The sequence below is a fragment of the Candidatus Omnitrophota bacterium genome, from assembly GCA_041648975.1.
GTDB lineage: Bacteria > Omnitrophota > Gorgyraeia > 2-01-FULL-45-10 > 2-01-FULL-45-10 > JAQUSE01.
Window position 1 is genome coordinate 1 of the sequence record JBAZNZ010000018.1, and the last position, 23,222, is coordinate 23,222.

General features: G+C 51.3%; 20 protein-coding genes. 1 reads left to right on the top strand and 19 read right to left on the bottom strand.

What is annotated here, in order from left to right; translation table 11 throughout:
• From WC592_06410 to WC592_06480, 15 genes are all read right to left on the bottom strand, one after another.
• Nucleotides 1–1,997 (bottom strand): hypothetical protein (locus WC592_06410; protein ID MFA4982082.1); only part of this gene is annotated, 1,997 nt, incomplete at its 3' end.
• Nucleotides 1,998–2,039: 42 nt separating this feature from the next.
• Nucleotides 2,040–3,671, bottom strand: coding sequence for an SUMF1/EgtB/PvdO family nonheme iron enzyme (locus WC592_06415; protein MFA4982083.1), 1,632 nt, complete (start codon nucleotides 3,669–3,671; stop codon nucleotides 2,040–2,042).
• Between the two features lie 22 nt (nucleotides 3,672–3,693).
• Nucleotides 3,694–5,232 carry an SUMF1/EgtB/PvdO family nonheme iron enzyme gene (locus WC592_06420; protein ID MFA4982084.1) on the bottom strand — a complete coding sequence of 513 codons (1,539 nt, stop codon included), beginning with the start codon at nucleotides 5,230–5,232 and terminating at the stop codon, nucleotides 3,694–3,696.
• An 11-nt stretch (nucleotides 5,233–5,243) separates the two neighbouring features.
• Nucleotides 5,244–6,128, bottom strand: coding sequence for a hypothetical protein (locus tag WC592_06425; protein ID MFA4982085.1), 885 nt, complete (start codon nucleotides 6,126–6,128; stop codon nucleotides 5,244–5,246).
• A gap of 18 nt (nucleotides 6,129–6,146) precedes the next feature.
• Nucleotides 6,147–7,673 (bottom strand): secretin N-terminal domain-containing protein, encoded by a 1,527-nt coding sequence (locus WC592_06430; protein ID MFA4982086.1) that lies wholly within the window; start codon nucleotides 7,671–7,673, stop codon nucleotides 6,147–6,149.
• Nucleotides 7,674–7,705: 32 nt separating this feature from the next.
• Nucleotides 7,706–8,353, bottom strand: a complete 648-nt coding sequence (locus WC592_06435) for a hypothetical protein (GenBank protein ID MFA4982087.1) — start codon at nucleotides 8,351–8,353, stop codon at nucleotides 7,706–7,708.
• Nucleotides 8,314–9,186, bottom strand: coding sequence for an AAA family ATPase (locus tag WC592_06440; GenBank protein MFA4982088.1), 873 nt, complete (start codon nucleotides 9,184–9,186; stop codon nucleotides 8,314–8,316). The genes WC592_06435 and WC592_06440 overlap by 40 nt, the downstream gene beginning before the upstream one ends.
• 196 nt (nucleotides 9,187–9,382) lie before the next feature.
• Nucleotides 9,383–9,700, bottom strand: a complete 318-nt coding sequence (locus tag WC592_06445) for a hypothetical protein (protein ID MFA4982089.1) — start codon at nucleotides 9,698–9,700, stop codon at nucleotides 9,383–9,385.
• A gap of 69 nt (nucleotides 9,701–9,769) precedes the next feature.
• A complete protein-coding gene (locus WC592_06450) occupies nucleotides 9,770–10,189 on the bottom strand; it encodes a CBS domain-containing protein (GenBank protein ID MFA4982090.1) in 420 nt (139 codons plus the stop codon).
• A 14-nt stretch (nucleotides 10,190–10,203) separates the two neighbouring features.
• A complete protein-coding gene (locus WC592_06455; protein MFA4982091.1) occupies nucleotides 10,204–10,506 on the bottom strand; it encodes a hypothetical protein in 303 nt (100 codons plus the stop codon).
• Nucleotides 10,503–10,868, bottom strand: coding sequence for a hypothetical protein (locus WC592_06460; protein MFA4982092.1), 366 nt, complete (start codon nucleotides 10,866–10,868; stop codon nucleotides 10,503–10,505). The genes WC592_06455 and WC592_06460 overlap by 4 nt, the downstream gene beginning before the upstream one ends.
• A gap of 69 nt (nucleotides 10,869–10,937) precedes the next feature.
• Nucleotides 10,938–13,064 (bottom strand): glycogen debranching protein GlgX, encoded by a 2,127-nt coding sequence (glgX, locus tag WC592_06465; GenBank protein MFA4982093.1) that lies wholly within the window; start codon nucleotides 13,062–13,064, stop codon nucleotides 10,938–10,940.
• Complete coding sequence (locus tag WC592_06470) at nucleotides 13,057–14,205, bottom strand: ATP-dependent 6-phosphofructokinase (GenBank protein ID MFA4982094.1); 1,149 nt, start codon at nucleotides 14,203–14,205, stop codon at nucleotides 13,057–13,059. The genes glgX and WC592_06470 overlap by 8 nt, the downstream gene beginning before the upstream one ends.
• Entirely contained in the window at nucleotides 14,141–16,612 is a 2,472-nt protein-coding gene (locus WC592_06475) for a glycogen/starch/alpha-glucan phosphorylase (GenBank protein ID MFA4982095.1), read from the bottom strand. Before WC592_06475 ends, WC592_06470 begins: the two co-directional genes overlap by 65 nt.
• Nucleotides 16,613–16,734: 122 nt before the next feature.
• Nucleotides 16,735–16,857 carry a hypothetical protein gene (locus WC592_06480; protein ID MFA4982096.1) on the bottom strand — a complete coding sequence of 41 codons (123 nt, stop codon included), beginning with the start codon at nucleotides 16,855–16,857 and terminating at the stop codon, nucleotides 16,735–16,737.
• Nucleotides 16,858–17,059: 202 nt separating this feature from the next.
• Here WC592_06480 and WC592_06485 point away from each other — a divergent pair, with 202 nt between their 5' ends.
• Nucleotides 17,060–17,653 (top strand): hypothetical protein, encoded by a 594-nt coding sequence (locus WC592_06485; GenBank protein ID MFA4982097.1) that lies wholly within the window; start codon nucleotides 17,060–17,062, stop codon nucleotides 17,651–17,653.
• Here WC592_06485 and WC592_06490 read toward each other — a convergent pair whose 3' ends face one another.
• Genes WC592_06490 through WC592_06505 form a run of 4 tightly spaced genes read right to left on the bottom strand, consistent with a single transcriptional unit; the run spans nucleotide 17,654 to nucleotide 23,197 of the window.
• Entirely contained in the window at nucleotides 17,654–19,591 is a 1,938-nt protein-coding gene (locus WC592_06490; GenBank protein ID MFA4982098.1) for an O-antigen ligase family protein, read from the bottom strand.
• The gene (locus WC592_06495) at nucleotides 19,581–21,401 is read right to left on the bottom strand and encodes a polysaccharide biosynthesis tyrosine autokinase (protein ID MFA4982099.1); all 1,821 of its coding nucleotides are present in this window, start codon (nucleotides 21,399–21,401) and stop codon (nucleotides 19,581–19,583) included. Before WC592_06495 ends, WC592_06490 begins: the two co-directional genes overlap by 11 nt.
• 1 nt (nucleotide 21,402) lies before the next feature.
• A complete protein-coding gene (locus tag WC592_06500) occupies nucleotides 21,403–22,008 on the bottom strand; it encodes a polysaccharide biosynthesis/export family protein (GenBank protein MFA4982100.1) in 606 nt (201 codons plus the stop codon).
• Nucleotide 22,009: 1 nt separating this feature from the next.
• Nucleotides 22,010–23,197, bottom strand: coding sequence for an outer membrane beta-barrel protein (locus WC592_06505; protein ID MFA4982101.1), 1,188 nt, complete (start codon nucleotides 23,195–23,197; stop codon nucleotides 22,010–22,012).
• Nucleotides 23,198–23,222 lie beyond the last annotated feature (25 nt).

The following is a 23,222-nucleotide window of genomic DNA, read 5'->3' on the forward strand; positions in this document are numbered from 1 at the left end:
GCAAGGGTCATGGTGTTCAGGTCCTGCCAGTTAATACCCTGGGTGGTCAGGTACTGGAAGTCCGCCCAGTTGACGCCGGCAAGAGTAAGGGTGTTTAAGTCGGACCAGTTTATGCCGGCCTCCGACAGGGTAGCCAGGTCCGCCCAGTTTACGCCCTGGGTGGACATATACTGGAGGTCGAGCCAGTTAACACCGGCAAGAGTTATGGTGTTTAGGTCTGACCAGTTGATACCGGCTTCCGACAGAGTAGCCAGGTCGGACCAGTTTACCCCTGCCGTAGTAAGGGGCTGTAGATCAGCCCAGTTGATACCGGCTTCTGTCATGGTGGTCAGGTTGGACCAGTTTACACCGGCAAGAGTCATGGTATTTAGGTCGGACCAGTTAATGCCCTGGGTGGTCAGGTACTGGAAGTCAGCCCAATTTACACCGGCCTCACTGAGCGCCACCATGCCATCCCAATTGATATTGGCATCGCTCATGATCTGAATATCCGCCCAGTTTACCCCTGCGTTGCTGAGCTCCGCCAGGTTATCCCAATCAATCGTCTGCGCCCAATTGACATGCGCACCGGTCATCTTTGCCATATCGTCCCAGTTGATACCGGCCTCTGACATCTTGTTGAGATCAACCCAGTTTACACCGGCGTCACTAAGCTCGGCTATGTCACTCCAGTTGATGCCGGCCTTCGTCATATACTCTATATCGAACCAGTTGATCCCCTCGTCGCTCAATCTCTGGATATCGTCCCAGTTGATACCGGCCTTCGTCATCACCTGCATGTCGGACCAGTTTATGCCTTTCGTGGTAAGGGTGAAGATATCCGCCCAGTTGATGCCGGTTCCGGCCATCTCCGCCAGGTCCGACCAGTTAATCCCTTCCTGGCTCAACCTGCCCATGTCCGTCCAGTTCACTTTCGAGAGATTGGCAGTCCAGACGGTATCCTTAAGATCCTGCACCTTTCCAAAAAGCGTGTTGGTATCCGCGGTGGTCTGGTAATTCCCGAGCGCCGTCAGCATCTTCCCGGCCCGCGTATAAAGGCTCTCGGTCTGCGATGCGCCCACCGCCGTTTTTATTGCTTCGACGTCTGTCCAGTTCATCGTGTCGGTTACCGCCTTGATATCCGTTACTCCCGAACTGATCGTCGAGGTGGCAGCCGAGATATCGGCAAGCGTTTTGGCTTCGAAGGTATAGGTGGTATTGCTGGTGTAGCTATGCCCGCTATGGACAAGCGTTATATCGGCCACGTAGACTATCGAGCTGTCCGGAGACCAGCCGCCCAAGCCCAACCTGAATACGCCGCGCCCGTCAGGACTTGAGGAGCTAAGCGTAGTCTGCGGCGTACCGGCCGCGTTGTAAATACACACTGTCACGCTTGTCGGAGTCGTAACGGCATACCCGCCTACTTCAAGCCAGCTGTTTATCAGGAAAGCGTTGCTCTCAAATGTGGGGGACGAATAAATATGATACCCCGTAGAAACGATATTGAATGCCGAGCTCGTAGCGCTTGTGAGACCATCCGTGGCGGCCTGAAAAGAATAGAGATCGCCCGGCATGTCGATGGATAGACTTGTGAATTCCGCCAGCCCGCTCGAGGCGGCACGAGTAACGGTCCCGCTTAGCGTCCCTCCGGCGGGGTTACTCAGGATCGAGATGGTAATGGAATCTGTCGCGGTAGTAACCCTGTTGTCGTAGGCGTCCACCACCTCCACCTGGCAGGAGAAGGCCGTGTTCGTGTATGTTGTAGCCGGAGAGACGTAAAAATTGAGCGCCGTCGCCGTACCGTACGCAAGCGGCGTGTCGGTCGTGTATGAGGCGGCAGAATAGCCGTCATAAGATCCGCCCTTATATATATCCGCGGAGCCTAATATAGTCAGGACCGTACTGCCGCTACCGTTACCGCCCACATAGTAAGCCGCGTAAGAGGACGGCACAAATGCCGCAACAACAACGAGAACGGTAAAAACAGAAACAATGAGTCTTTTGCAAAGGCTCTTCATGAATTCTCTTTGTTAATAAACGCTTTATCGAAAGAATCTATGTCACGGCGCGGTCCTGGCTAACCTAGCGCCTATATAACTGCTGCGCGTAGACGCGTTCGCGGCGTTGGTCCTCTCCGAAATTCGGGACAACGTATCGGCGGCGTACCAATCTCCGCCCCTTTGGCCGCTTCCGGTTGCCGCTGTGTTCTCGCCGGACGAATAGCCCGGCCAATCCGCTATGTCCGCGTTGCCGGCGGAGCTCAACGCCCCGTTGCCGTGCGTGCCCGAATACGCCCTGCCCGTAGCGTTCCCAACCGTAACCACCAGCTCTCTCACGTTTCCAGACATATCCAAGGCGCCATAATAACCTCCGCCTGTAGCCAAGCGCGTTGAAGTGCCAACAGCGGCAAATTGGCCGCAACGAAGCGGCCCGGGGACATTAGCATGGGCTGCGTAAACCATATTGGCGCTCGCGGTGGAATTGACTTCCGAATTCTGCCCGGGATTTGTAATGGCGCCTACCGACTGTGTGGGGGTTACGTCTCCCCACGCATATTCCAGGTTGGTTGGAATGATATCTTTCCCGCGCGCCGCCTTTTCGAACTCGAGTTCCGTCATCGAACGTAAGGCCGCCCAATCGGCGAACGCCGCGGCATCCTGCCAGGCGATATAGTTCATCGGTATCCATTCGCCGTCGCCCGATTCGTTAAAAGTGCCGTTATTGTTAAAATCACAGCCAAAGACAACGGGCGGCGTAGTACCATTACCGCTTGCCGGGGCGCGTATACCATTCCTGGCCGCGACGGTAGTGCCGTTCGACATGACATAATAGTTGGGAATAGAATCTCCCGAGATATCCGCGACCACCCGCGCGGCCTGTTGCGTCCTGGTCAGCGTATTCAGAAAATCCCTGTACATGCCTTGCGACAACTCGTGCTTCATCACATAAAACGCGCTATACCCTTTTGGAAATCCCGCCGGGATTATAAACGCGCTATTACTTACGTCCTCACCGGAATTGCCGGCCGATTCATAGTAATACGGCCCTACTGCTGTAGAGAGGACACTGATAGCGCCCTCATCCAGTATGGCCCACGGACTTTTGCCGGATGGGCTGGATCCTTGCCTGAACCCGTAGTCGCTTGGGCTAACGCCAGAGGGTTGATTCCCGTCACCCGCAATAAAGCTCCCTGTTTCGACGTAGACCATCTCTATGCCGGATATATTTATCCGGGTATCCACGCCCCAAGCGTTAGCATCGCTTACACCGTCTGTGCCGTAGTCCCAGACTATCTGTATGGAGGTAGTCGACAGGGTAACCGCAGCCCCTGTCGATGCCGCGTGCCGTATAAAACACCCCTTCTTATCCGCGGGCACCACGATATCTATAACGGTGCCCGACCCCACCGAAAAGCCGGACGGATTGGTCCCCGATGTTTTCAGCGTCGCATGAGACCAGGTAACTCCGACGTCTGACGAATATTTGATAAATATCCATGCCGCATCGTAATTAGTTGAATCTCTCCAGGAGTTATACCAGGATATGTCGAACTGGATCGTGACTGTATTTGCTGTGGTGTCCTGACCGATTATCTGGCCGTTAGTGATCGTTATACCGTTCGCATAGGCGCATGCCACTGAAGATAAGACAAAAAACCACACCAGTGAGATCTTTTTCAATGTTAAAGACATGTCATTCCTCATAGTTACCCTTTTATGACGCAGCCCTCGCGAGACGCCCTCCGCCCGTAGAGGTGCGCGTCGACTGCGCCGCGGCGCCGTTCGTACGATCCGATACCCGCAAAAGCGTATTCGCGCCGTTCCATTCGCCGCCGCGGCCTCCGGAGCCGGCAGCCCCGCTCACGCCATTCGCGGGTGTAGCGTCTATACCCGGCCAGTCGGAATTGGTGGCGTTCCCTTCGTAGCTTGCCGTAAGCGTTAAAGTCCCGTCGCCGTGAGTCCCCGTATACACACGGCCGGTGGCGCTACCTACAGTAACCACGCGTTCTTCACAATTGCCGGAAAACTCCATCGGCCCATAGTATGCCCCGCCGGATGTAGCGCGGATCGAAATCGATGTAGCGAATATGCCGCACCGGAGCGGCCCGGTACCGCCGTCTCCATCCGTAAACGTCTGGTTATTGTAACAGCAGTTGGCGCCCGACGTCGTTATCGTCTCTGCCCCGTTCTCGGTCCCCGAAATAGTCACCGCGGCGGTAACGCTCGTCGAACCCCATGCGTATTCGCCGCTCACCGCGGCGTTTGTGCCGCGGCAGATCTTTTCATATTCAAGTTCCGTCATCGGGCGAAGGCCCGCCCAGTCGGCGTAGGCCGCAACATCCATCCACGACAGGTAATTGCACGCCCTGTCGGAACGTGTCGTTGAATGGTTTGGATGGGAACCGGTAATGGTGTGGCGGTTATTGCCGTTCTGATTGGGAAACCTGTTCGCGGCCTGCAGGGATGTCAGCATATTCAAAAAATCCGTATACTGCCCTTGTGATATCTCGTGTTTCATCACATAGAAAGCGCTGTAGCCCTTCGGGAAGGCGGCCGGTATCGTAAACACCGAGCCGCTGGCATCCTCGCCGGAGTTGCCGCCGCTCACATAGTAATACCCGTCGCTGGCCCCGGCGGTTACCGAGATGGCATCCTCGCTCGTCACGGACCATGGGTCGTTGTCGGCGCTTCCCTGCTTAAACGCGGCTGTTCCCGTAGCGTTATCCCCGGCGGAGAACACGGCTGACGGTATATAGACCATCTCGATGCCGTACACTTTTATCTCGTCGATCGTATCGGCCGCGTCAAGGTCATTGCCCGTAGGCCCCCAGTCCCAGACGAGCTGGATGCTCGTAGTGCTTACGGAGCCGATGCCGGGGCCGGAGCGCTGGATAAAACAGCCGTAACACATGCTGTCGTCCGCGTTGACCGGCGCCACTATATCGATCGCGGTCCCGGAGCCCCGCGAATACCCCGACGGGTTCGTCTGCGTCGTTCCGGTCGTCTTTAAATTCACGTGATACCAGTTGGAATCGCCGACAATCTTGTATTTGGCGAAGACCCACACGGCGTCGTAGTTGACGGAATTACGCCAGGAGTTGCTCCAGGATATATCGAACTGTATCTTGATGGTCTTTGCGGAGGCTGAAGGACCGGTGAGAGAGGTATCTGAAACGCTGAGATTGTTGGCGAAACATTCCGTGGCGGTTAAAAAAAGACAGACTACGGCAGCCAGGACGCAACCGTAAAGCAAGCTCCCGCGTTTTATCTTTCCAGATCTTTTTCGGTAGACCATTCCGATGACTTTATTTTGATCCTGTTGACTTCTATCCTCTCCTTAACCAGATCGATGTTCTTCGCTTTCGGTTTTTTCTTAAGATATACCGTGTAGCTCAGAACGGCCTTCCTTGGGTCAATCAGGTAATAGTCGTAGAGCACGGCCTGGTTATAGGTGAGGTCCGCATCGCCCGGCAGACACCTGGCGGCACGGCCGTATTCGTAAGCGGCTTTTTTATACTCTCCTTTGCCAAGATAGAAGTTGCCGAGATTATAATGCAATTTGCCGTTCTCTCTCTTCAGGGCTTCCATTGCCGGTATGGCACTCCGCATCTTATTTTTGATTGCGCTATTTTCCGTCTCCGCCGCTTTCATTTTTTTAAAATAGTAGTTCTTCTCCCGCTCCTTTTCGAATAGCGCGATCTCTTTTCCCAGCCGCTCGTTCTCCTTTTTGAGCTTTTCCGTCTCTGCGAGCAGCTCGGCCCTTTCATTCCCAAGCGCTGCTTTCGTACCTTCCAGCTCTTTTTTCAGGTCGGCCAACCTGTCTGTAAGCTCCTTTACCCGCGCGGCGTACAATGACTCTTTCGCGATGCCTTTATTGACCGCTTTCTTCAGGTCCGCGTTTTCCGACATTAATTTTTCGTTCTCCGACAAGGTCTCTTTGAACGATTTTTCCATGGACGATTCCTGCGCCACGATCACCTGGGCCTTGGCGGGATCCGCCCGCCCGGCCGAAGCGGTGGCCTCCTGCCGGGCGGGCGCATCTACCCCTTCCTGGGCCATGGCGAATGGTGTAACGGCAACGATGGCGGATAGCAGGACAGGCGCCATGCATACCGACGCCGCCACACGGATCGTTTTGCGTTTACGCATATGATGACCTTTCTCTATTTAATATTTCTTATCCGGCTTAAGTTTCTGCTCCAGCGAGAATTTTTTGTCCGCCGCATTCTCGTCGCCTTCGACGATATGCGGCGTAAGTAGTATAACTATCTCCGTCTGGGTCTTGTCTTTCGCTATATTCGAAAATACGGTGCCGACTACCGGTATGTCCATCAGACCCGGATATCCCCTGCGGGTCTTTATCAACTCATCCTTCTTGAGTCCGCCTATGATTATCGTCTGGCTGTCTTTCACTATAACGTTCGTTTCGACCAGCGTTGTGTTGACCAGGGGTACCTTCGAACCTTGCGGCGTGACGAGCTCGCCCGATTTTGACGATATCTCCGGCTTTATCGCCATCGTGATGAAACCGTCATCGTTGATGGTGGGGGTGACTTTAAACTGCACTCCGACATCTATGTAATGGATCTCCTCATTGACCCTCTGGCTTTCGCCGGTACCGATAGTGGTCGTCGTGACATAGGCGAGCTTGTCGCCTATGTGTATCCTCGCCTCCTTATTGTTGGTTATAAGTATGCTCGGGTTCGCCAGCACCTTTGTATCGACCACATGCTTCAGCATTTTGATGTCAGCCGTCAGGGCCTCTCCGCCGGCCGGCGTAACCAAGATCCTGCCTGCGCCAGCTACAGAGGCTATCGGAAAGGTGCCCGAAAAAGTAAGGAGCGACTTCCCGCCTTTCTCCAGAACGCTTTCCCAGTTTATGCCCATGTCGAGCTTTGGATTAAACACGACTTTGAGTATCCTGACGTCTATGAGAACCGCTTTCGTTTTCTTATCCAACGACGCAATGATCAACCCGACCTCTTTAAGCCTGTCCGGGAGCGCCCGCACAACAAGCTGGTTCGACCGGGCATCGCCCTGGACTGAGCCGACCGCCTTATTGTCCAGTTTCTCTTTCAGTTTATTCGCGACATCTTCGGCATTCGCGTATCTAAGGTCAAATACTTTCGTCTCAAGCGGGTGGTCCAGCCGCAGGATCGCTTCTTCCATCTGTTTTATTTTTTCGGCCGTATCGATCAGAACGACGGAGCCGGTGTCCTCGTCTATAACGACCTTCCCTATTTCACTCTTGATGTTCTTAAGCGCCTCAAGAACATATGATGGTTTGGCGTAATTAAGATAGACGATCTTAAGGCATGTTTTGTCGCTGAACTTCTTTCCGTACATCGCCATATACTCCGCTTCCGCCATCACATAGATTATGCTGTCACCCATGATCTTGTACCCAATGGCATTGGCTGTCGAGATGATATCGAGAGAATCCTTAATATTGACATTTTTGAGATAGAGCGTAACCCTGCCGGCAATATTCTTGCTTATCGAGATATTGAAGTCGCCTTTGACGGCCAGGAACTTATAGACGTCTACGACATCCATGTCCCTCAAGTCTAGGTCTATCTTCCGGCCCAGTTTTTCTTTAAGCTCGATCGGCAACGCGTCTTCCGCCCGCGACACTCCTCCACGATGATCATGCGCGACACAAACGATAAAAAGCGCCGTTATCCATACCGCCATGATCGGCCGTTTTTTTAAATATGACAGCATAGCTACCTCAAGTCAATGGTATCATCAGCGGCACCGAGCGTAACGCGATCCCTGTAAATGTTCTTTACGGTTAAACCCGAGATCCTGTCGCCTTCCTGCAGGAAATATGTCACCTTGGCCGCTATATCTTCTATCATCACATATCTCTCTTTCATATTCTCCGCCCACGATATCCCTGCCAACCTGAGGCTCTTGGCCATATCGGCCACCTTCGACAGGGAAACGCTTACATCGGCTTTCTTTTCTTCGAGCGGATTGAATATATTCCTCCCCAGCAGTATATCGATGTAATACGAATAGTCCTTGAGCGCGAAAAGGGCAGCCTTGCCTGAAACCTGCTTTTCAGCCGCGGCGCTCGCGTCAAATCTTGGTATATGTTTTAGCTGGCGCATGCCACCCGCAAAGACAAGCGCATAGATCAGCGCCAACACGATTATCGTGACCAGCAGGGCCTTATTGACGCCCGCTGCGCCCATATTGGCCATGCGGAGCGCGACCCCTCTGGCGCTCTGCGCGAACTGCTCCAACTGGCTGTCCAACGCTGGCAGTTTTTTCAATCCCGCGGCCTCCGGTCTCGTCTTCGAGAGATCGGCCTTCCCTTCGATAGCCTTCAGGAGCTCTTTTTCTGCTGAACTATTGCCGGGTTCCATTGAACATCCGATTCTTTTTGCACGACCTCCGTCACCATGTCTTTGGTAACGGTCGTCGCGGTCCTGCTCATGGTAAGCATCCTTAGGCATTTATGGCACAGCCGTATGATCCCCCGAGGATAGCCCTTGGCGTAATAATATATCTCACGAACAGCGTCGTTGTCGAATAACGGCCTGGCGTCTTTGTAGCCGGCGTGCCGGAGTCTGAAACTTATCATCTCTTTGGTTTCCTCCAGGCCGAGCGGGTTGAGGACGAATTTGAAGTCGATCCTGTCGTAGAAGTTCGATATGACCAAGAGTTTCGAATAAAGCTCGAGCTGACCGAAGAGCACGATCTGGATAAGCTTGAATTCATTCGTTTCGTAATTCAGAAGGATGCGCAGCGATTCGAGTGTTTCATAAGACAATTTTTGGGCCTCGTCGATCAAAAGAACAACGGTCCTCCTGTCGGTAAGGTTCTTATGCAGCAGGAATTTTTCAAACGCATCACGCATGCCGGGAACCGTCTGGCTGGCGAGATCCTGCGGGAACGGTATCTGAAAATTCTGGATAAGCGAAGAGAGGAATTCCTTCTCGTTTTCGAAGGTGGGGTTCAGGATCGTATGGAAAACGAACTCCTCTCTTTCGCACAACTCTTTCACGAGCCGGCGGGAGAGGGTCGTCTTGCCTGTACCGATGTCGCCAAGCAGTGCGCTTAATCCTCTTTTTAATCGAAGCTCAATTAATATGTTAGTGAGGGCAAGATCGTATTCGCGCGAGAGATACAAAAAGTCAGGATCGGGATTTGTAGAGAACGGCTCCTTATCGAACCCCATTATCTTATAGTAGCTCATAATAGTATTATTATACGGATATTAAGCTGTTTGACTATAATTCCTATTATTATATTATAATGATATCACAAGCAATGTCAAGGCAGACAGTTAAATAGTGCGGCATCAGGTTTGCTTTGAATGGATTTAAGAAGGGCCCATATGCCAATTAAGGGCCCTTCTTAAATAAGACTTAGTTAACCAGTGAACAGACCGTTTACCAGGAGCTCTTCTTTTTTGTAGAACTCTTTGATCCATAATCCCCCTGCCATGATGAGGATGCGCCGCCGACATACCTTGTTGGGGATTTTTTGAAATCCTGGACCGCCTTAAATGAAGAAAACCAATACCGTTTTCCATCGTATATGCAGCTATGTTTCCTTTCGGCGATCTTGATACCCGCAACCGGACAGATAGTGTTCTTCGCATCCGCGATCACCATGCTTCTTGCATGGCTTGCTTTTACATCAAGTCCCATAACCGTTAAACTGGCTAAAAAAGTGACTGCAATAAAAATTGCGACCGATTTTTTCATACAGCATCACCCCCTTTTTTTAGCTTTCACAAATCCTATCACCGATCCTCTGTCCTGTCAATAATAAAATCAGGCGAACGCCGCATTAATGATATCGTGTTTTCCGACGACACCGACGAGTTTCTTCCCGTCATATACGGGTATCGTATGTATCCTTTTTTTATGCATGAGGCTTATCACTTTCCCGATCTCCGCATCCTTCTGGACCTTCAATACGGTCTTGCCGGCTATAGCGCCCACGGGAAGATTCGCGACTGTTTTGAGTTTTTCGGCTGCAAAAATCCGTCCCGAGAACGCCTTGTCCAAAAATCCAAGGAGATCCGTGGTCGTCAGCACGCCCTTGACTTTTTTCTTGTCGCCTTTTTTGACTACAAGTATGCCGTTTATCCGGAACCGGAGCAAAAGGTGCGCCGCCTGGCCCACCTTCGTATCTTCGGATACTACGACTATGTCTTCCGACATTATGTTACTTAAGGTCGCTCGTAACATGTTTCATCCGTTCTTTAAAAATCCTGATCTCCCCTGTCGGCTTCGGTATCTTCGTCAGCTGCTGCCTCGCTGCCGGCCGCCGCCTCTTCCTGGCGCTGTTCCCTGCCTATGTTGTCCGCTTCAATATCCTCCGTAGGGGGCTCACCCCCTCTATCCATCTCCGCATCCTCATCTCCCGCGGACTCTACGGCAGCCGTGCGCTCGGCAGCCATCTGTTCGGTATACGAATCGGATTCGTCATCGGCAAAACAGCTGCCGGAGAGGGGAAAGACGGCCGCCAGCAGAAACATCTCCCAGAAAATAATTGCGCGCCTCATTGTTCGACCGTCATACTTACCAGCTTTGACTGCGAATACTTATCGGAATTGGGATCATACATACCGGGGTAATATTTAACGGTCACATTGTCACCGACCTGCATGTCGTCAAGGTCTATCATGTCGTCCCCTTTAAATATCCTCGGGTGCGCGGGAAGATCGTTGAAAGTCAGTTGTTCGTAAACAATATTTATATCGTCGACCATGTATTTTATTGTCAGGTTCCGATCCAGCTCGTTGACAGCCTCGACCTCTCCGTCGATGACCTTCGTCTCTTCTTCAAAAGCACAAAGACCGCCGGCGCAAAGGACCGCGCCTGTCGCCACAACCGCTGCGATAAAAACCGTTCTCAGTCCGCGCATCGTGTGAACCTCCTTTATTTGTGGATATCTTATCACCGATACCGATAAAAATCCATAAATATCACTGATTCATTGTACGATTAGAAGCACTGTACTTCGGGCGTTCACAATATAGAAGCCGGGAGGATCTATGGCTACTTCTTTGCCGTCGGCCATGATATCGTCCTCACCCTCCAGACTGGTATCGATCTTGCGGTACCATCGCTTATCAGGCGCCGGAACAGGAAGCTTCACATGCTTGGATAGATAATCCGCGTTAAAGATCACAAAAAATTGCGCCCTTTTTTCTTTTTGCGCATATATATACAGCGCCAGCATCCTTTTCCCGGCGTCGCTCCAGTCGGAAAACTCAAAGTTCTCCCCCATCCATTCATAACGATAACGATCGGCGCCAGACAATGCGCCGCCGAAAGAAGAATGCCTCACCCGGAGCGCGCTGTTTTTTTTCACCGTCGCTATCAGTTCACGGCAAAACCTCAGGATGTCGGAGTTCTTTTGCGCAAAGGTCCAGTCGAACCAGCTGATCTCGTTGTCCTGGCAATAGGCGTTATTGTTGCCGGACTGACTACGCATAAATTCATCGCCGCCGAGCAGCATCGGAACGCCGGAAGAGAAAAAGAGGTAGCAGAGGTAATTTTTCGCGAGCCGTTTTCTCAAACGCACTATTTCGGCATTGCCGGTATCGCCTTCTATTCCGCAATTCCATGAATTATTTTCGTTCAACCCGTCCCTGCTATCCTCGCGGTTCGCCTCATTATGTTTACCGTTATAGGAGACCAGGTCATTTAAGGTAAACCCGTCATGGCTCGTGATAAAATTTATGCTGTTGTGCGCGTTTCTGCCGTCGGGGCCGTAGATATCCGGGGATCCGGAGAGACGGTACCTGAGGTCGCTTATCTGGCCCGGATCGCCCTTGCCGAATTTTCTCAGCGTATCCCTGAACTTGTCGTTCAATTCCGACCATTCGACGGGGAAATTGCCGACCTGGTATGTTTCGAGATCCCACGGTTCGGCTATCAATCGTATATTGTTCAGGGCCGGGTCCTGCCCTATGACATCGAAGAACGGGGATGTGGCGCTGAATTCCTCTTTACCTCGGCCCAAGACGGAGGCAAGATCGAACCGGAAACCGTCGACATGCATGACGCCGACCCAATAGCGCAGGGAATCGAGTATAAAACGTATGACATACGGATCGGAAGCGTTGAGACAATTGCCGCACCCCGAATAATTCTCATAGTAGCGCCCCGGCCACGTGTCGGCGCCTTTAAGGCGATAGTAGGTGGGATTATCGATGCCCCTGAAGCATACCGTGAGCCCCAACTCGCTGCCTTCACCGGTATGATTATAGACGACATCCATGATCACCTCTATGCCGGATTTATGCAGCTCTCTGACCAGCGTCTTGAATTCGTTCACCTGGGACCCCAACGACGCGCCGGTAGAATATCCGGATGCCGGCGCGAAGAAACCGATCGTATTATACCCCCAGTAATTCTTAAGCCCCTTTTCCAGGAGAAAATCTTCATGATAAAACTCCTGCAGCGGCAGAAACTCTACCGCCGTTATGCCGAGCTTTTTGAGATGCGGTATCTTTTCGATGAAACCAAGATAAGTGCCCGGGTTGCTGACCCGGGAGGAGTAATGGGCCGTGAAGCCTTTCAGGTGGGTCTCGTATATGATCAATCTCTCGGGAGGGATATCGGGGCGTTTGTCGCCCTGCCAGTCGAACGCATCATCGACAACGATAGATTTCGGGACTATATGCGCATTATCGCGCTTATCAAACGACAGGTCCAGATATTTCGAGCCGGCCTTATACGCGAGAAGGAGGTTCTCTTCATTGACAAACCTCCACGATAACGCTTTCGCATACGGATCTATCAGCAGCTTATGAACGTTGAATCTCATCCCGTTGGCGGGGTCGTAATCTCCATTGACCCTGAAACCGTACGCCTGGCCCGCCTTGAGAGCGTACACGAACGTGTGCCATATATACTGCGTCCTGTTCTCAAGTTTAATGACATCGGTGGTTTTTCCGTACGGCAGGTCGAACAGTACGAGATATACGTCCTTTGCGTGTTTGGAGTATAGCGCGAAATTTACGCCGTCATTATCGAGCGTGGCGCCGAGGGGGTAATGCTTCCCGGGTCCGGTCTTCTTTGTAGTGCGATGTATGATCCTTTGCTTAATCACCGAAACCTATGCCCATCAATTTCGTATACCGGACAAGAGGCATGTCGGGAGATACGGTCTTCAATTTCCCGATCGCTTTGTTGATCGGGATATCCGTCATCCGGTTACCCCTCAAAGCAACCATCCGTCCGAATTTCTTTTCCAAAACCATCGTTACCGCCTCGCTCCCGTATCGTGTGGCAAGGATCCGGTCGAATGGCGTCGGGATCCCGCCTCGCTGGACATGCCCGAGTATGGTAGCGCGTGTTTCCAGGTGCGTCGCCTTCTCCACCTGTTCGGCAAGACGGTTAGCTACCCCGCCCAGCCTGATCTTGTCGGGGGATGTTTCTACAATCCTCCGTACCGTCATCTCGCCACCTACGGGCCTTGCGCCTTCGGCAACCACTACGATGCTGAAACGTTTTCCGCTCATGGCCCGTTCGTCCAGTTTTTTACAGACTTTCCCGATATCATATGGTATCTCGGGGATCAATATCACATCACCGCCGCCGGCAACGCCCGAATAGAGAGCGATCCATCCCGCATAACGGCCCATGACCTCCACGACCATGACCCGGTGATGAGACTGCGCCGTCGAATGTAATTTATCGATCGCCTCCGTAGCCGTAACGATGGCCGAATCGAAGCCGAATGTCAGGTCGGTCCCGGACAGGTCGTTATCGATAGTCTTCGGCACCCCCACTATGTTAAGACCACTTTCGGCTAATTTCGACGCTATGGTCAATGTCCCGTCGCCGCCGACCGTGATCAACGCGTCGAGATTGTGCTTTTTATAATTTTTTATAGCCTGGCCGGACACATCCTTGCATATGATCTTTCCGCGCTCTTCGACAGAATATTTATATGGATTGGCTATATTTGAAGTACCGAGTATAGTACCGCCCACGCTCAGGATGCCGGATACGTTACGGCTTTTCAGCATAACCGCCTTGTCATGGATCAATCCGCCAAAGCCATCCAGGAAACCTACTACCTTCATCTTATAAGCGTCAACGGCTATCTTAACAACAGCCCGTATCACGACGTTCAGGCCCGGACAATCTCCGCCGGCCGTCAATATCCCGATTCTTTTTATCTTATTGTTTTTTTGTTTTGCCGTAAAGCCCCCCTTCGACAGGTACGTTCCAGATTTCTTTAGCATACTCCCATATGGTCCTGTCGCTTGAGAATTTTCCTGAACGGGCCACATTTACAACGGACCTTTTTGCCCACCCTGCGCTGTCTTTGTACGCTATGGAGATATCGTCCTGGACACCGCAATAATCGTCAAAATCGGCGCACACGAAAAAATTATCCTGATGCCGCAATGAGCCTATGATAGAGTCAAACAGCCCGAATTCCACCGGCGACAAGAAATTACTTCTTATAAGGTCGAATACCTCCTTAAGGGCCGGAGAGCGGTCAATGAATAACTGCGGGTCGTAGCCGCTAATCCTCATCGCCTCGATCTCGTTCGCTTTAAGTCCGAAGAGAAATATGTTTTCGCGCCCGACCTCCTCGGCGATCTCGATATTGGCGCCGTCGTATGTTCCTACGGTAAGGGCGCCGTTTAGCATGAACTTCATACAGCCGGTGCCCGAGGCCTCGGTGCCGGCTGTCGATATCTGCTCCGACAGGTCGCTTGCAGGAAATACCTTCTCGGCGAGGGAGACGCGGTAATTCTCGAGAAAGATCACTTTCAGCCTGTTGCGCATATCTTTGTCCCTGTTGACCACGTCGCATATATTGTTAATGAATTTGATCACCAGCTTCGCCATGAAATAGCCCGGAGCCGCCTTGCCGCCGAACATAAACGTTCTGGGAACAACCGCCTGCTTCGGGTCTTTCTTGATTCTGACATACTGCGCCAGGACGTACAGGGCCAGTAAGAGCTGGCGCTTGTATTCGTGTATCCGCTTTACCTGGACATCGAAGAGCGAGGCCGGATCAATCTCGACGCCGGTGGTCCTGCGGATATAATGGGCAAGGCACTTCTTGTTCAGCGCCTTTATATCCTGCCACTTCTTAAGAAAAGACGCGTCGGACTTGTACGCCTCGAGATCCTTCAGCCGGGACAGGTCGGATATCCATGCGTCGCCGATCGCCTCGGTTATCAGGGCGGACAGGTCCGGGTTCGCTTTCTGCAGCCACCGCCTTTGCGTAACGCCGTTGGTTTTATTGTTGAATTTCTTCGGGAAGAGCCGGTAGAAATCGGCGAAGAGGTTCGTCTGGATAAGCCGCGAGTGGAGCTCGGAGACCCCGTTCACCGAATGGCTTCCGATAACGGCGAGATTCCCCATGCGGATCCTCCTGCCGCCGTCTTCGTCGATGATCGACATGCTTCTCAGGCGGTCATTGTCACCGGGAAACTTTGCCGCCACTTCCCGCAAGAACCGCAGGTTTATCTCGTAGATGATCTGCAGGTGGCGCGGTAGCATCATTCCGAACATATCGACCGGCCACGACTCCAGCGCCTCCGGCATGATCGTATGGTTCGTGTAGGCCACCGTCTTCACGGTAATGCGCCACGCCTCATCCCACCCGAGCTTTTCCTTGTCGATGAGTATCCGCATCAGTTCGGGAATAGCGATCGCCGGATGCGTATCATTAAGTTGAATGGCGACCTTGTCCGGGAAAGCGGAAAGATCGGTGTTCTCCGACTTAAAACGGCGGACGATATCGGCGATCGAAGCCGCCGTAAAAAAGTATTCCTGCTTCAACCGCAGTTCTTTTCCTTCATTATTATTGTCGCTCGGGTAGAGTACTTTTGATATGTTCTCGGTCAGGACCTTATCGTATACGGCCTGCTCATAATCGCCTTCATTGAAATATCTCAGGTCAAACTCTTCCGTGCTGTGCGCCGACCACAAACGCAGCGTATTAACGATGTCGTTCCTGAAGCCGGGTATCGGGATGTCGTACGGCATCGCGAGAACATCGCCGGTATCGGCCCATTCCACCCTGAGATCGCCCTTTTCGTCATGGTACATACGCGTATTTCCGTAAAACTTCACTTTGGACGCATGTTCGGGCCGTGCGAATTCCCACGGATTATCATGGCTTAGCCATGTATCCGGAAATTCGACCTGCTGTCCGTTCACGATCTTCTGGTTGAAAATCCCGTATTCATACCGTATGCCGTAACCATGGGCCGGGATACCGAGCGTCGCCATCGAATCCAGGAAACACGCGGCGAGCCTCCCCAGACCGCCGTTACCAAGCCCCGCGTCGGCTTCGCATTCGCGCAGTTCCTCGATATCAAGCCCTACTTCCTCGACGGCATCCTTCGTCTGTTCCATAAGACCGAGGTTCAGCATATTGGTCCCGAGAAGACGCCCGATCAGGAATTCCAGCGACAGATAGTACACTCGCTTAAGATTTTTCTTATGATATCTCTGCTGGGTCGCTATCCAGCGCTCTACAAGCCTGTCCCGCACGGCCATAGACACGGCCAAAAAATCATCGTAGGCCGTGGCCGTATATTCGTCTTTCGCGAGGGCATACGCCAGGTTGGATTGGAACGACCACGCTATCCCATCCTTCGTAATGTCCTTACCTATCCTGGATATGTCCGGCTTCTTGTTATTATTCTTCGTAAAAAACCTCTTTCAACAATAAAAGGGCAAGGCGAAGTCAAAATATCCTTCACCTTGCCCTAGTAGGCCGTAACTGTGCGCTGAAGAAAAGTGGATTATTTGCAATACTCCGCCTCAATAGCCTTTTCCGCTTTTAACCAGTTATCCAGATCGCGTCCCGGCTTGCCGTCAACGGCATAAGTGCCGCATGCGATAACGACTGATAATGCTAGAGCCAAAAATAACGTCGCTCTCCTCATGTACACCTTATATAGTACGGACTGCACTCCTAATTAACTATATTGGAAAACGATGCCTTTGTCAACGTTTTTCGGCATTTGGTTTTTTTCCTGTAGGCGGTACGCTTGACAATTTTAGAATATGTGGTAGATTTATACTATAGCGTTATATTATGCTATATATAAAATAAAAGAGTGCTATATGAAAATAAATATTGCCGCCGTTACTGTGCTCGTTCTTTCATATTTTATAATAACTGCCGGCGATTCTTTTGCCGAAACCAAAGTTACTACCTTCAACGGCGAGGTGTCTGTTATAGTCATAAAAGACGGCAAAGAGACCGAAAATAAAGTCGTCCTGAAGGCCGGAGAAGCTGTCATGAGCAAGCGCGCCGCGGACAGGATCGCTCTTCAAAAAGCGGCGGTGAGTTGGAAGGATATAGGCCAATTTGAACAGGATATCGTCGCCAGGGAGCCGTTCTCCAGGTTGTACATAGATAACATATGGGCCGCGAGGATGAACGGCGTAATAAAGCTTGTGAGGGAAAAGACCGGCGAAAACCCGTCCCTGGATGCGGTTCTTGAAGCCCTGGGGTTGCCAAAACAGAGGCCTTCGGGCGCAGGCGTATACAGGATGTTGTCGGACCAGAAAGATAAGAACGCTCAAGTCCCTTATGTGGACAAGAACCTTAATGAATATATGGACGCCAAAGGGGCAATGCACAATAACCCTTATTTCAACCCCACGGTTGCCCAGGACCAGCCTGATATAATAGTCCCGGTAAGCGCCGGCTAGCTATTCTGTTATAACGATACCTTCCCCTGCCAGGGATTTCTTAAAATTTTTATACATGCTTTCGTCGCCGGACAGAGGCGCAAAGGAAATACTCTGCCGCAAACTCTTCGCGATTAAATAATACGCAAGTCCTTTCTTCAGGGCCGCTTTCCTTGCGGCTTCATCCTTATCGCTAAGCCCCAGCCTGAAGAGAAAATACGCGTATGCAATCTGCCGTAGCGCATTGCGCGGCTCTCTTAACGCGGCCTCCTTGAACGATTTGTCAGCGGCCCCGTAGTGTCCGGCCCAGGATTCAAGCTCCCCCCTAGAAACGAGATAGAGGCCATTGTAAGGATTTAACTTTATGGCCCTATCTATAGCCCCGAGCGCCGCTTCATACACAGGCTGCTTATTTACATAATCGCGCCCGGCGCTTTCCCTGAATATCGAATAATACTGCCTGAAATACAGGCCGTCGTTCAAGGGGTCGAGCCTCTGGGCTGTCTCATAACTCTTATTATCGGTCTTATCCTCGACGATCTTTTCCGCCATGTAGGGCCTTGCTACCGTAAAAGCCGCGTAAAAAAACAAGAGGACGGCTACAGACGCGCATAGGGCCTTCGACCCCCCGGATATCAGAGTTATTATGGTTCTAAGCGGGCGCTTATCTTCTTTGTCTCCGGGGCGGATCGTTGAAACCGCCAACGCCAGGATAACGATAAAAAGCGATGATATAGCGTTGGCGTGCATGCAAAAATCTACCGAGTTATGCAGTAACAGGTAAAAGGATGCCGTAAGGACGCTGACGCCGATATAATGATAATAAATATCCCGCGCGCGTTTCGTATTTAATGAAAGCATTATAAGGAAAATAACGAGCGGTAAGAGCGCGATAACGGCGCAGAGAGGTCCTATCTCTATCACGAACTGCAGCAGGTCGCTATGGAGATACCTGTAAAAATCCGTCCCGGGATTGGCCATATAGTAAGGAAAGACCAGCGAAAACGCGCCCAGGCCTATCCCTGTGAGCGGGTAGTCGCCCAGGATCCTGGACGCGCTGACATATAATTTTAATCTGTCAGCCGACAAGTCATACGAATATAATGTGCCGAGCTCCCTTACAGCCCGTCCGAGATCTATCCAGTTCAATAAAAGATAAGAGACGAATATCCCCAGGGACAGGATAAATACCAGGCATTTCCATTTTTTCTGCCGGGCCGACAATAAAATGAAAAATGAGAGGGAGACGATAAAGAAAGCCATCCCCGCCCGCGATTTGGACAGGAACAGGGACGAGACCATGACGGCAAAAGAGCAGGCCAGTAACAGCGTTTTCTTGTTAAAAACGTTTTCCAGCATGGCTGCCAGCATCTGTTTTAATGACAGGTCCCACGAAATTCGAGCGCCTTCATAGACGCTAACAAGGAGCCTGCCCAGGGCGATGAACGATATCATGGATACGTAACACGCGAAATAATTTCCATAGGCAAAGCTTCCGAAAATATCCCTCCCCGGGAATTCTTTCAACCAGTATATCTTATCCGCGCCGGTCACAAGTTGGAGTATGCCGAGGACGGAGACCGCGGATCCGGCCGTTATTATCTTGTATATGATACGGTCGGCGTCATCCCTGTTCCTTATATTGACGGCAACCGACGCGAATAACGCGAAATAGACCAGCAGCAGTTTGAGGGCAAGATACGTCTGATAAGGATATAGAGTGGTCTTGAAATATAGCTGGTAAAAGAGGCATGCGGCGAATGCCAGGAAGAAGATATTAAGGACGCTCTTCCGGTAATAAACGGCGCCTTCTTTGATGGATCTTAATACGGTGAGGAAAAAGAGGAGCGCTATGGACAGTTCTAGCAGCGTGCCGGACCAAACGTGGACGGAACCGAAGGCGAGCGGCGCGAAGAATATTATAAAGGTAAGGGTTAATGATATCGATCTATTGAGCAATCGGCCACGCTGCTTTTTGATTTTTTGGGGGCGCGTCGTCGCTCCCCGACGAGTAGTAATCCTTGTAATATTTGTGGTAATATTTGTACTTGTAGTAAGAGCTCTTCTCCATCTGCGAAAAGTTTATTATCATCCCGGCGACCCTCGACCCTATGGCGAGAAACTTGTCCCTTACCTTTTCCAGGACCTTTACGCTTACCGTTCCGTATTTAGTCACCAGCACGGTAGCGTTGACGATCTTTGACAGGACGACAGCGTCGGATATGTTAAAACAAGGCGGCGTATCGATGATTATCTTGTCGAACTTCAGGGATAGCTCATTGAGAAGCGTCTGCATCCTGTCGGAACTTAAAAGTTCCAACGGGTTTGGTGTTTTGGAGCCGCTTGGCATGAGGAACATATTGTCATAACGGGTCTTCCTTATCGCTTCCTCTATCGAAGCGCCTTCTACAAGGATGTTCACCAGGCCGGGCGTCTTATTCATATTAAGGAGGGTATGCGCGCGCGGCTTCCTTACGTCGGCGTCCAGGAGCAGGGTCTTGTAACCGCTCTTGGCAAGAAGGAAAGCCGTATAGCCTGCGGTGAGGGATTTGCCTTCCTTCGGGAGGGTGCTTGTAAAAAGCACCGTCTTCAGTTCGTCCTTCGGAGCCGAAAATATTATATTCGTCTTTATGCCCCTTATCGAATCGGATGCGCCCGGGTCTTTGTCTATTTCGTTAAAATCCTCGTTCAATTTGGATGCCGGAGGGGTATTCTTGAGCACGGGGAAATCTCCCAGATACGGCAGTTTCAGTTTTTCTTCAACGTCTTCCTGGCTCTTCACGGAATCGTCAAGATACTCGGTCAGGAATATCAGCCCCAGGCCCATAAAGACCGACAGTAAAAACCCTATTAAGATGTTCTTCGTCTTCTCCGGCCTCACCGGCTTTCCCGGGATCTCGGCGTAATCGATGACCCTTATATTGTTCGCCTGGAGCCTGCCGGCCAGGTCGGCTCGAAGGCTGGACATTATCCTGGCCGTCTCGGCCTTCATCTCATCGTTGATGAATTTAAGTTTGGTATTCAGGGCCGTTATCTTCGGGTGCTTATCCTTATAACGCTTGCTCAGATTAGCCAGCTCAGACTCTATCCCTATCCTATCGCTTCTTAATTTTTGCAGGGTCTGGTTTTGCACTATCGAAGGGAGGCTGTCCATGGATTCTTCTTTTGAAAGCTCTTTCAACTGCCCGTATATAGTATGGCTCTCTATCTCCCGGGCGTCTTTCGGGAAGGCCCTCAATATCTCCTTCGACATAAAGAGCATGCTCTCGATATTCTGTTCTATATAAAGGCCTACCAGGGTATTGGCTATCCTGGCGGCCATTTGCGGATCCTTGTAGTCCACGTTTATCTTGACGAGCCGCGCGTTCTTTATCGGTTCGATTATCACGATATCTCCGAGCGCGTTTTCGGGAAACCCCTCCTTGAAATCTTTAAGCGACCCGAGATCGAGCGCCTTGACTACCTTTTTCAATAATGCCTTGCTCTTCAATATTTCATATTGGGTAAAGTAATAATCCTGCCATCCTATCGCCGGCATTATGGCTTCTCTCGTATTGCCGGCGGAAAGCGACATCTGGGGTTTCTCTATAAGTACCAGCGATGTGGCGCGGTATATGGGGATCTGCTTGAATGTAAAGACGACGTCCAGGAACATAACGATCGCCATGACGGAGATAAGGATCCATCTCTTGACGTATATTATATACAGGTATTTTTTTAGATCGAATTCCTGTTCCTGCGTCATCACCCCAAATCCCGCGCTTCGCATATCAGAAGAGCCTTTCAGGAATATAAACCAGGTCGTCCGGTTTGAGAGTCACGTCTTTCTGCCTACCGTTTATTATATTATCTATCTTCGGATCCATCGATATCTTCTTGCCGTCAGCGCCTGCCCTGACTATCCTCGTACCCCCTATGGACGCGTAACCGGTAAAGCCTCCGGCCAGGGATATAGCCTCCAGAAGGGTGACGTCCTTGTCCTGGGGAAAGGGATACGACCCCGGCTTTTGTACGCACCCCAGCACCAGCACGTTCCTCTGGTGATACGTCTTCACGCTGACGTGGACGTATGGATTTACGATATAGTCCTGCGCGAGGAGTCTTGTGATCTCGTTCTCTACGTCCGACTTATTGAGCCTGGCCACCTTTACCGCGCCTAAAAGCGGGTAGGTGATCGTCCCGTCCTCTTTCACTTCAAATTCGCCGCTTAAGTCCTGCTCTTCATAGACCTGTATGCTCAGGGTATCCCCGGCCGAGATCTTATAGGATCCGCCCGGGCCGCTTTGAGATGAGACAGGTTTCTCGTCCGGATATGCTATTTGATTTAATGATAATGCCACAAGGAGGAAAAAAACAACCTCGAGGATCTTTTTCATATTAAAAGCTCAACTTAGCGCCGCCCGATACCCTGCTGTTTCCGTATTCGATGTCCCTGAAATTCGAGACCTTGAATTTATATTGATATTCTACATAAGCGGCAAGCCAACTCTTTATGTCGTAGGTCGCCCTCACGTTAAACCCAAGCAGGTTGTCGGTCCTCTTCTTGATCTCTCCGGTTGACGTAACGGTCTCCTGCGGGTAGTCGCTTCTGACATAAAACACGCTTCCGCGGGCGACAAGATTATTGGAGATATCGTGATTTACCGAAAGGTAGGCATTGGCGCTTTTGAAATATCCGACGTCTTCGTATACCGATTCATTTATGTCATACGACGCCAGGATCTGCACTGTGGTCTTTTGCGAAAGGAGGTAATCGTAGACCGCTTCGGCTACGGCGCCCTGAGTGTTCTTCCTGGCGGTCGATTCATAATAACGGTACTGGTAGCCGGCCTTAAGGTATACGGTCGACTTCGCCGTCAGCTTTCCCTGGACGCCTGCGCGAGCCTGTTGGAATATCGAGCTGTAATTCAGGCCCTCGTAATAATCGATGATTCCCAGATTATACTCTCCGGTAAACGACAACTTGGGCGAATTATGCCAGTACAGTATCGGGGAGAACCTGTGCTCGAAATAACTGTAGTCCCGGTATGACTCATTGATATAATGCTGCAGTACCTGGTCATAACTTAACTCGAGCGAGGTCTTCTCGCTCGCGTCCCATCGCATAGTCGCGTCAAAACCGTTAGCTATCCTTTTTACAAAATCATTCGTCTCGCTCGTCGCCGGATCCGAGGTCGGGCGGAAGGTATCGCTAAACCTGAATTTTATGCGGCCGTTCCTGGCGAGCTCCATGCGCGCTTCTACGGCCTGGTTGATACGGTTCTCTTTATTCTTTTTTCCATATAGAAAAATGTCCGCGTTATAGGAGGTATAGAAGAGGCTGTCGGAATTGCCGTAATAAAAAGTCGCTGAGGGGCTCAGCGTCGTTATAAAATCGTCGATCGTCGCGTCTTTGGTGAGGTAGATGTTGTCGTCGTATCTCTCTTCCGCGTTAAAGCTACACCTGAACCTCTTTTCCTGCAGAAGACCGAAAGCCTCGCCGTCTTTGGGCGCTTCCAGATAGCGCACGCTTTCGTCAAGCGCGGACTTGTCGGAGGCCGCATATGCGGATCCCGGCGATAACATAATCGATCCGGCAGCCGCCAGGATT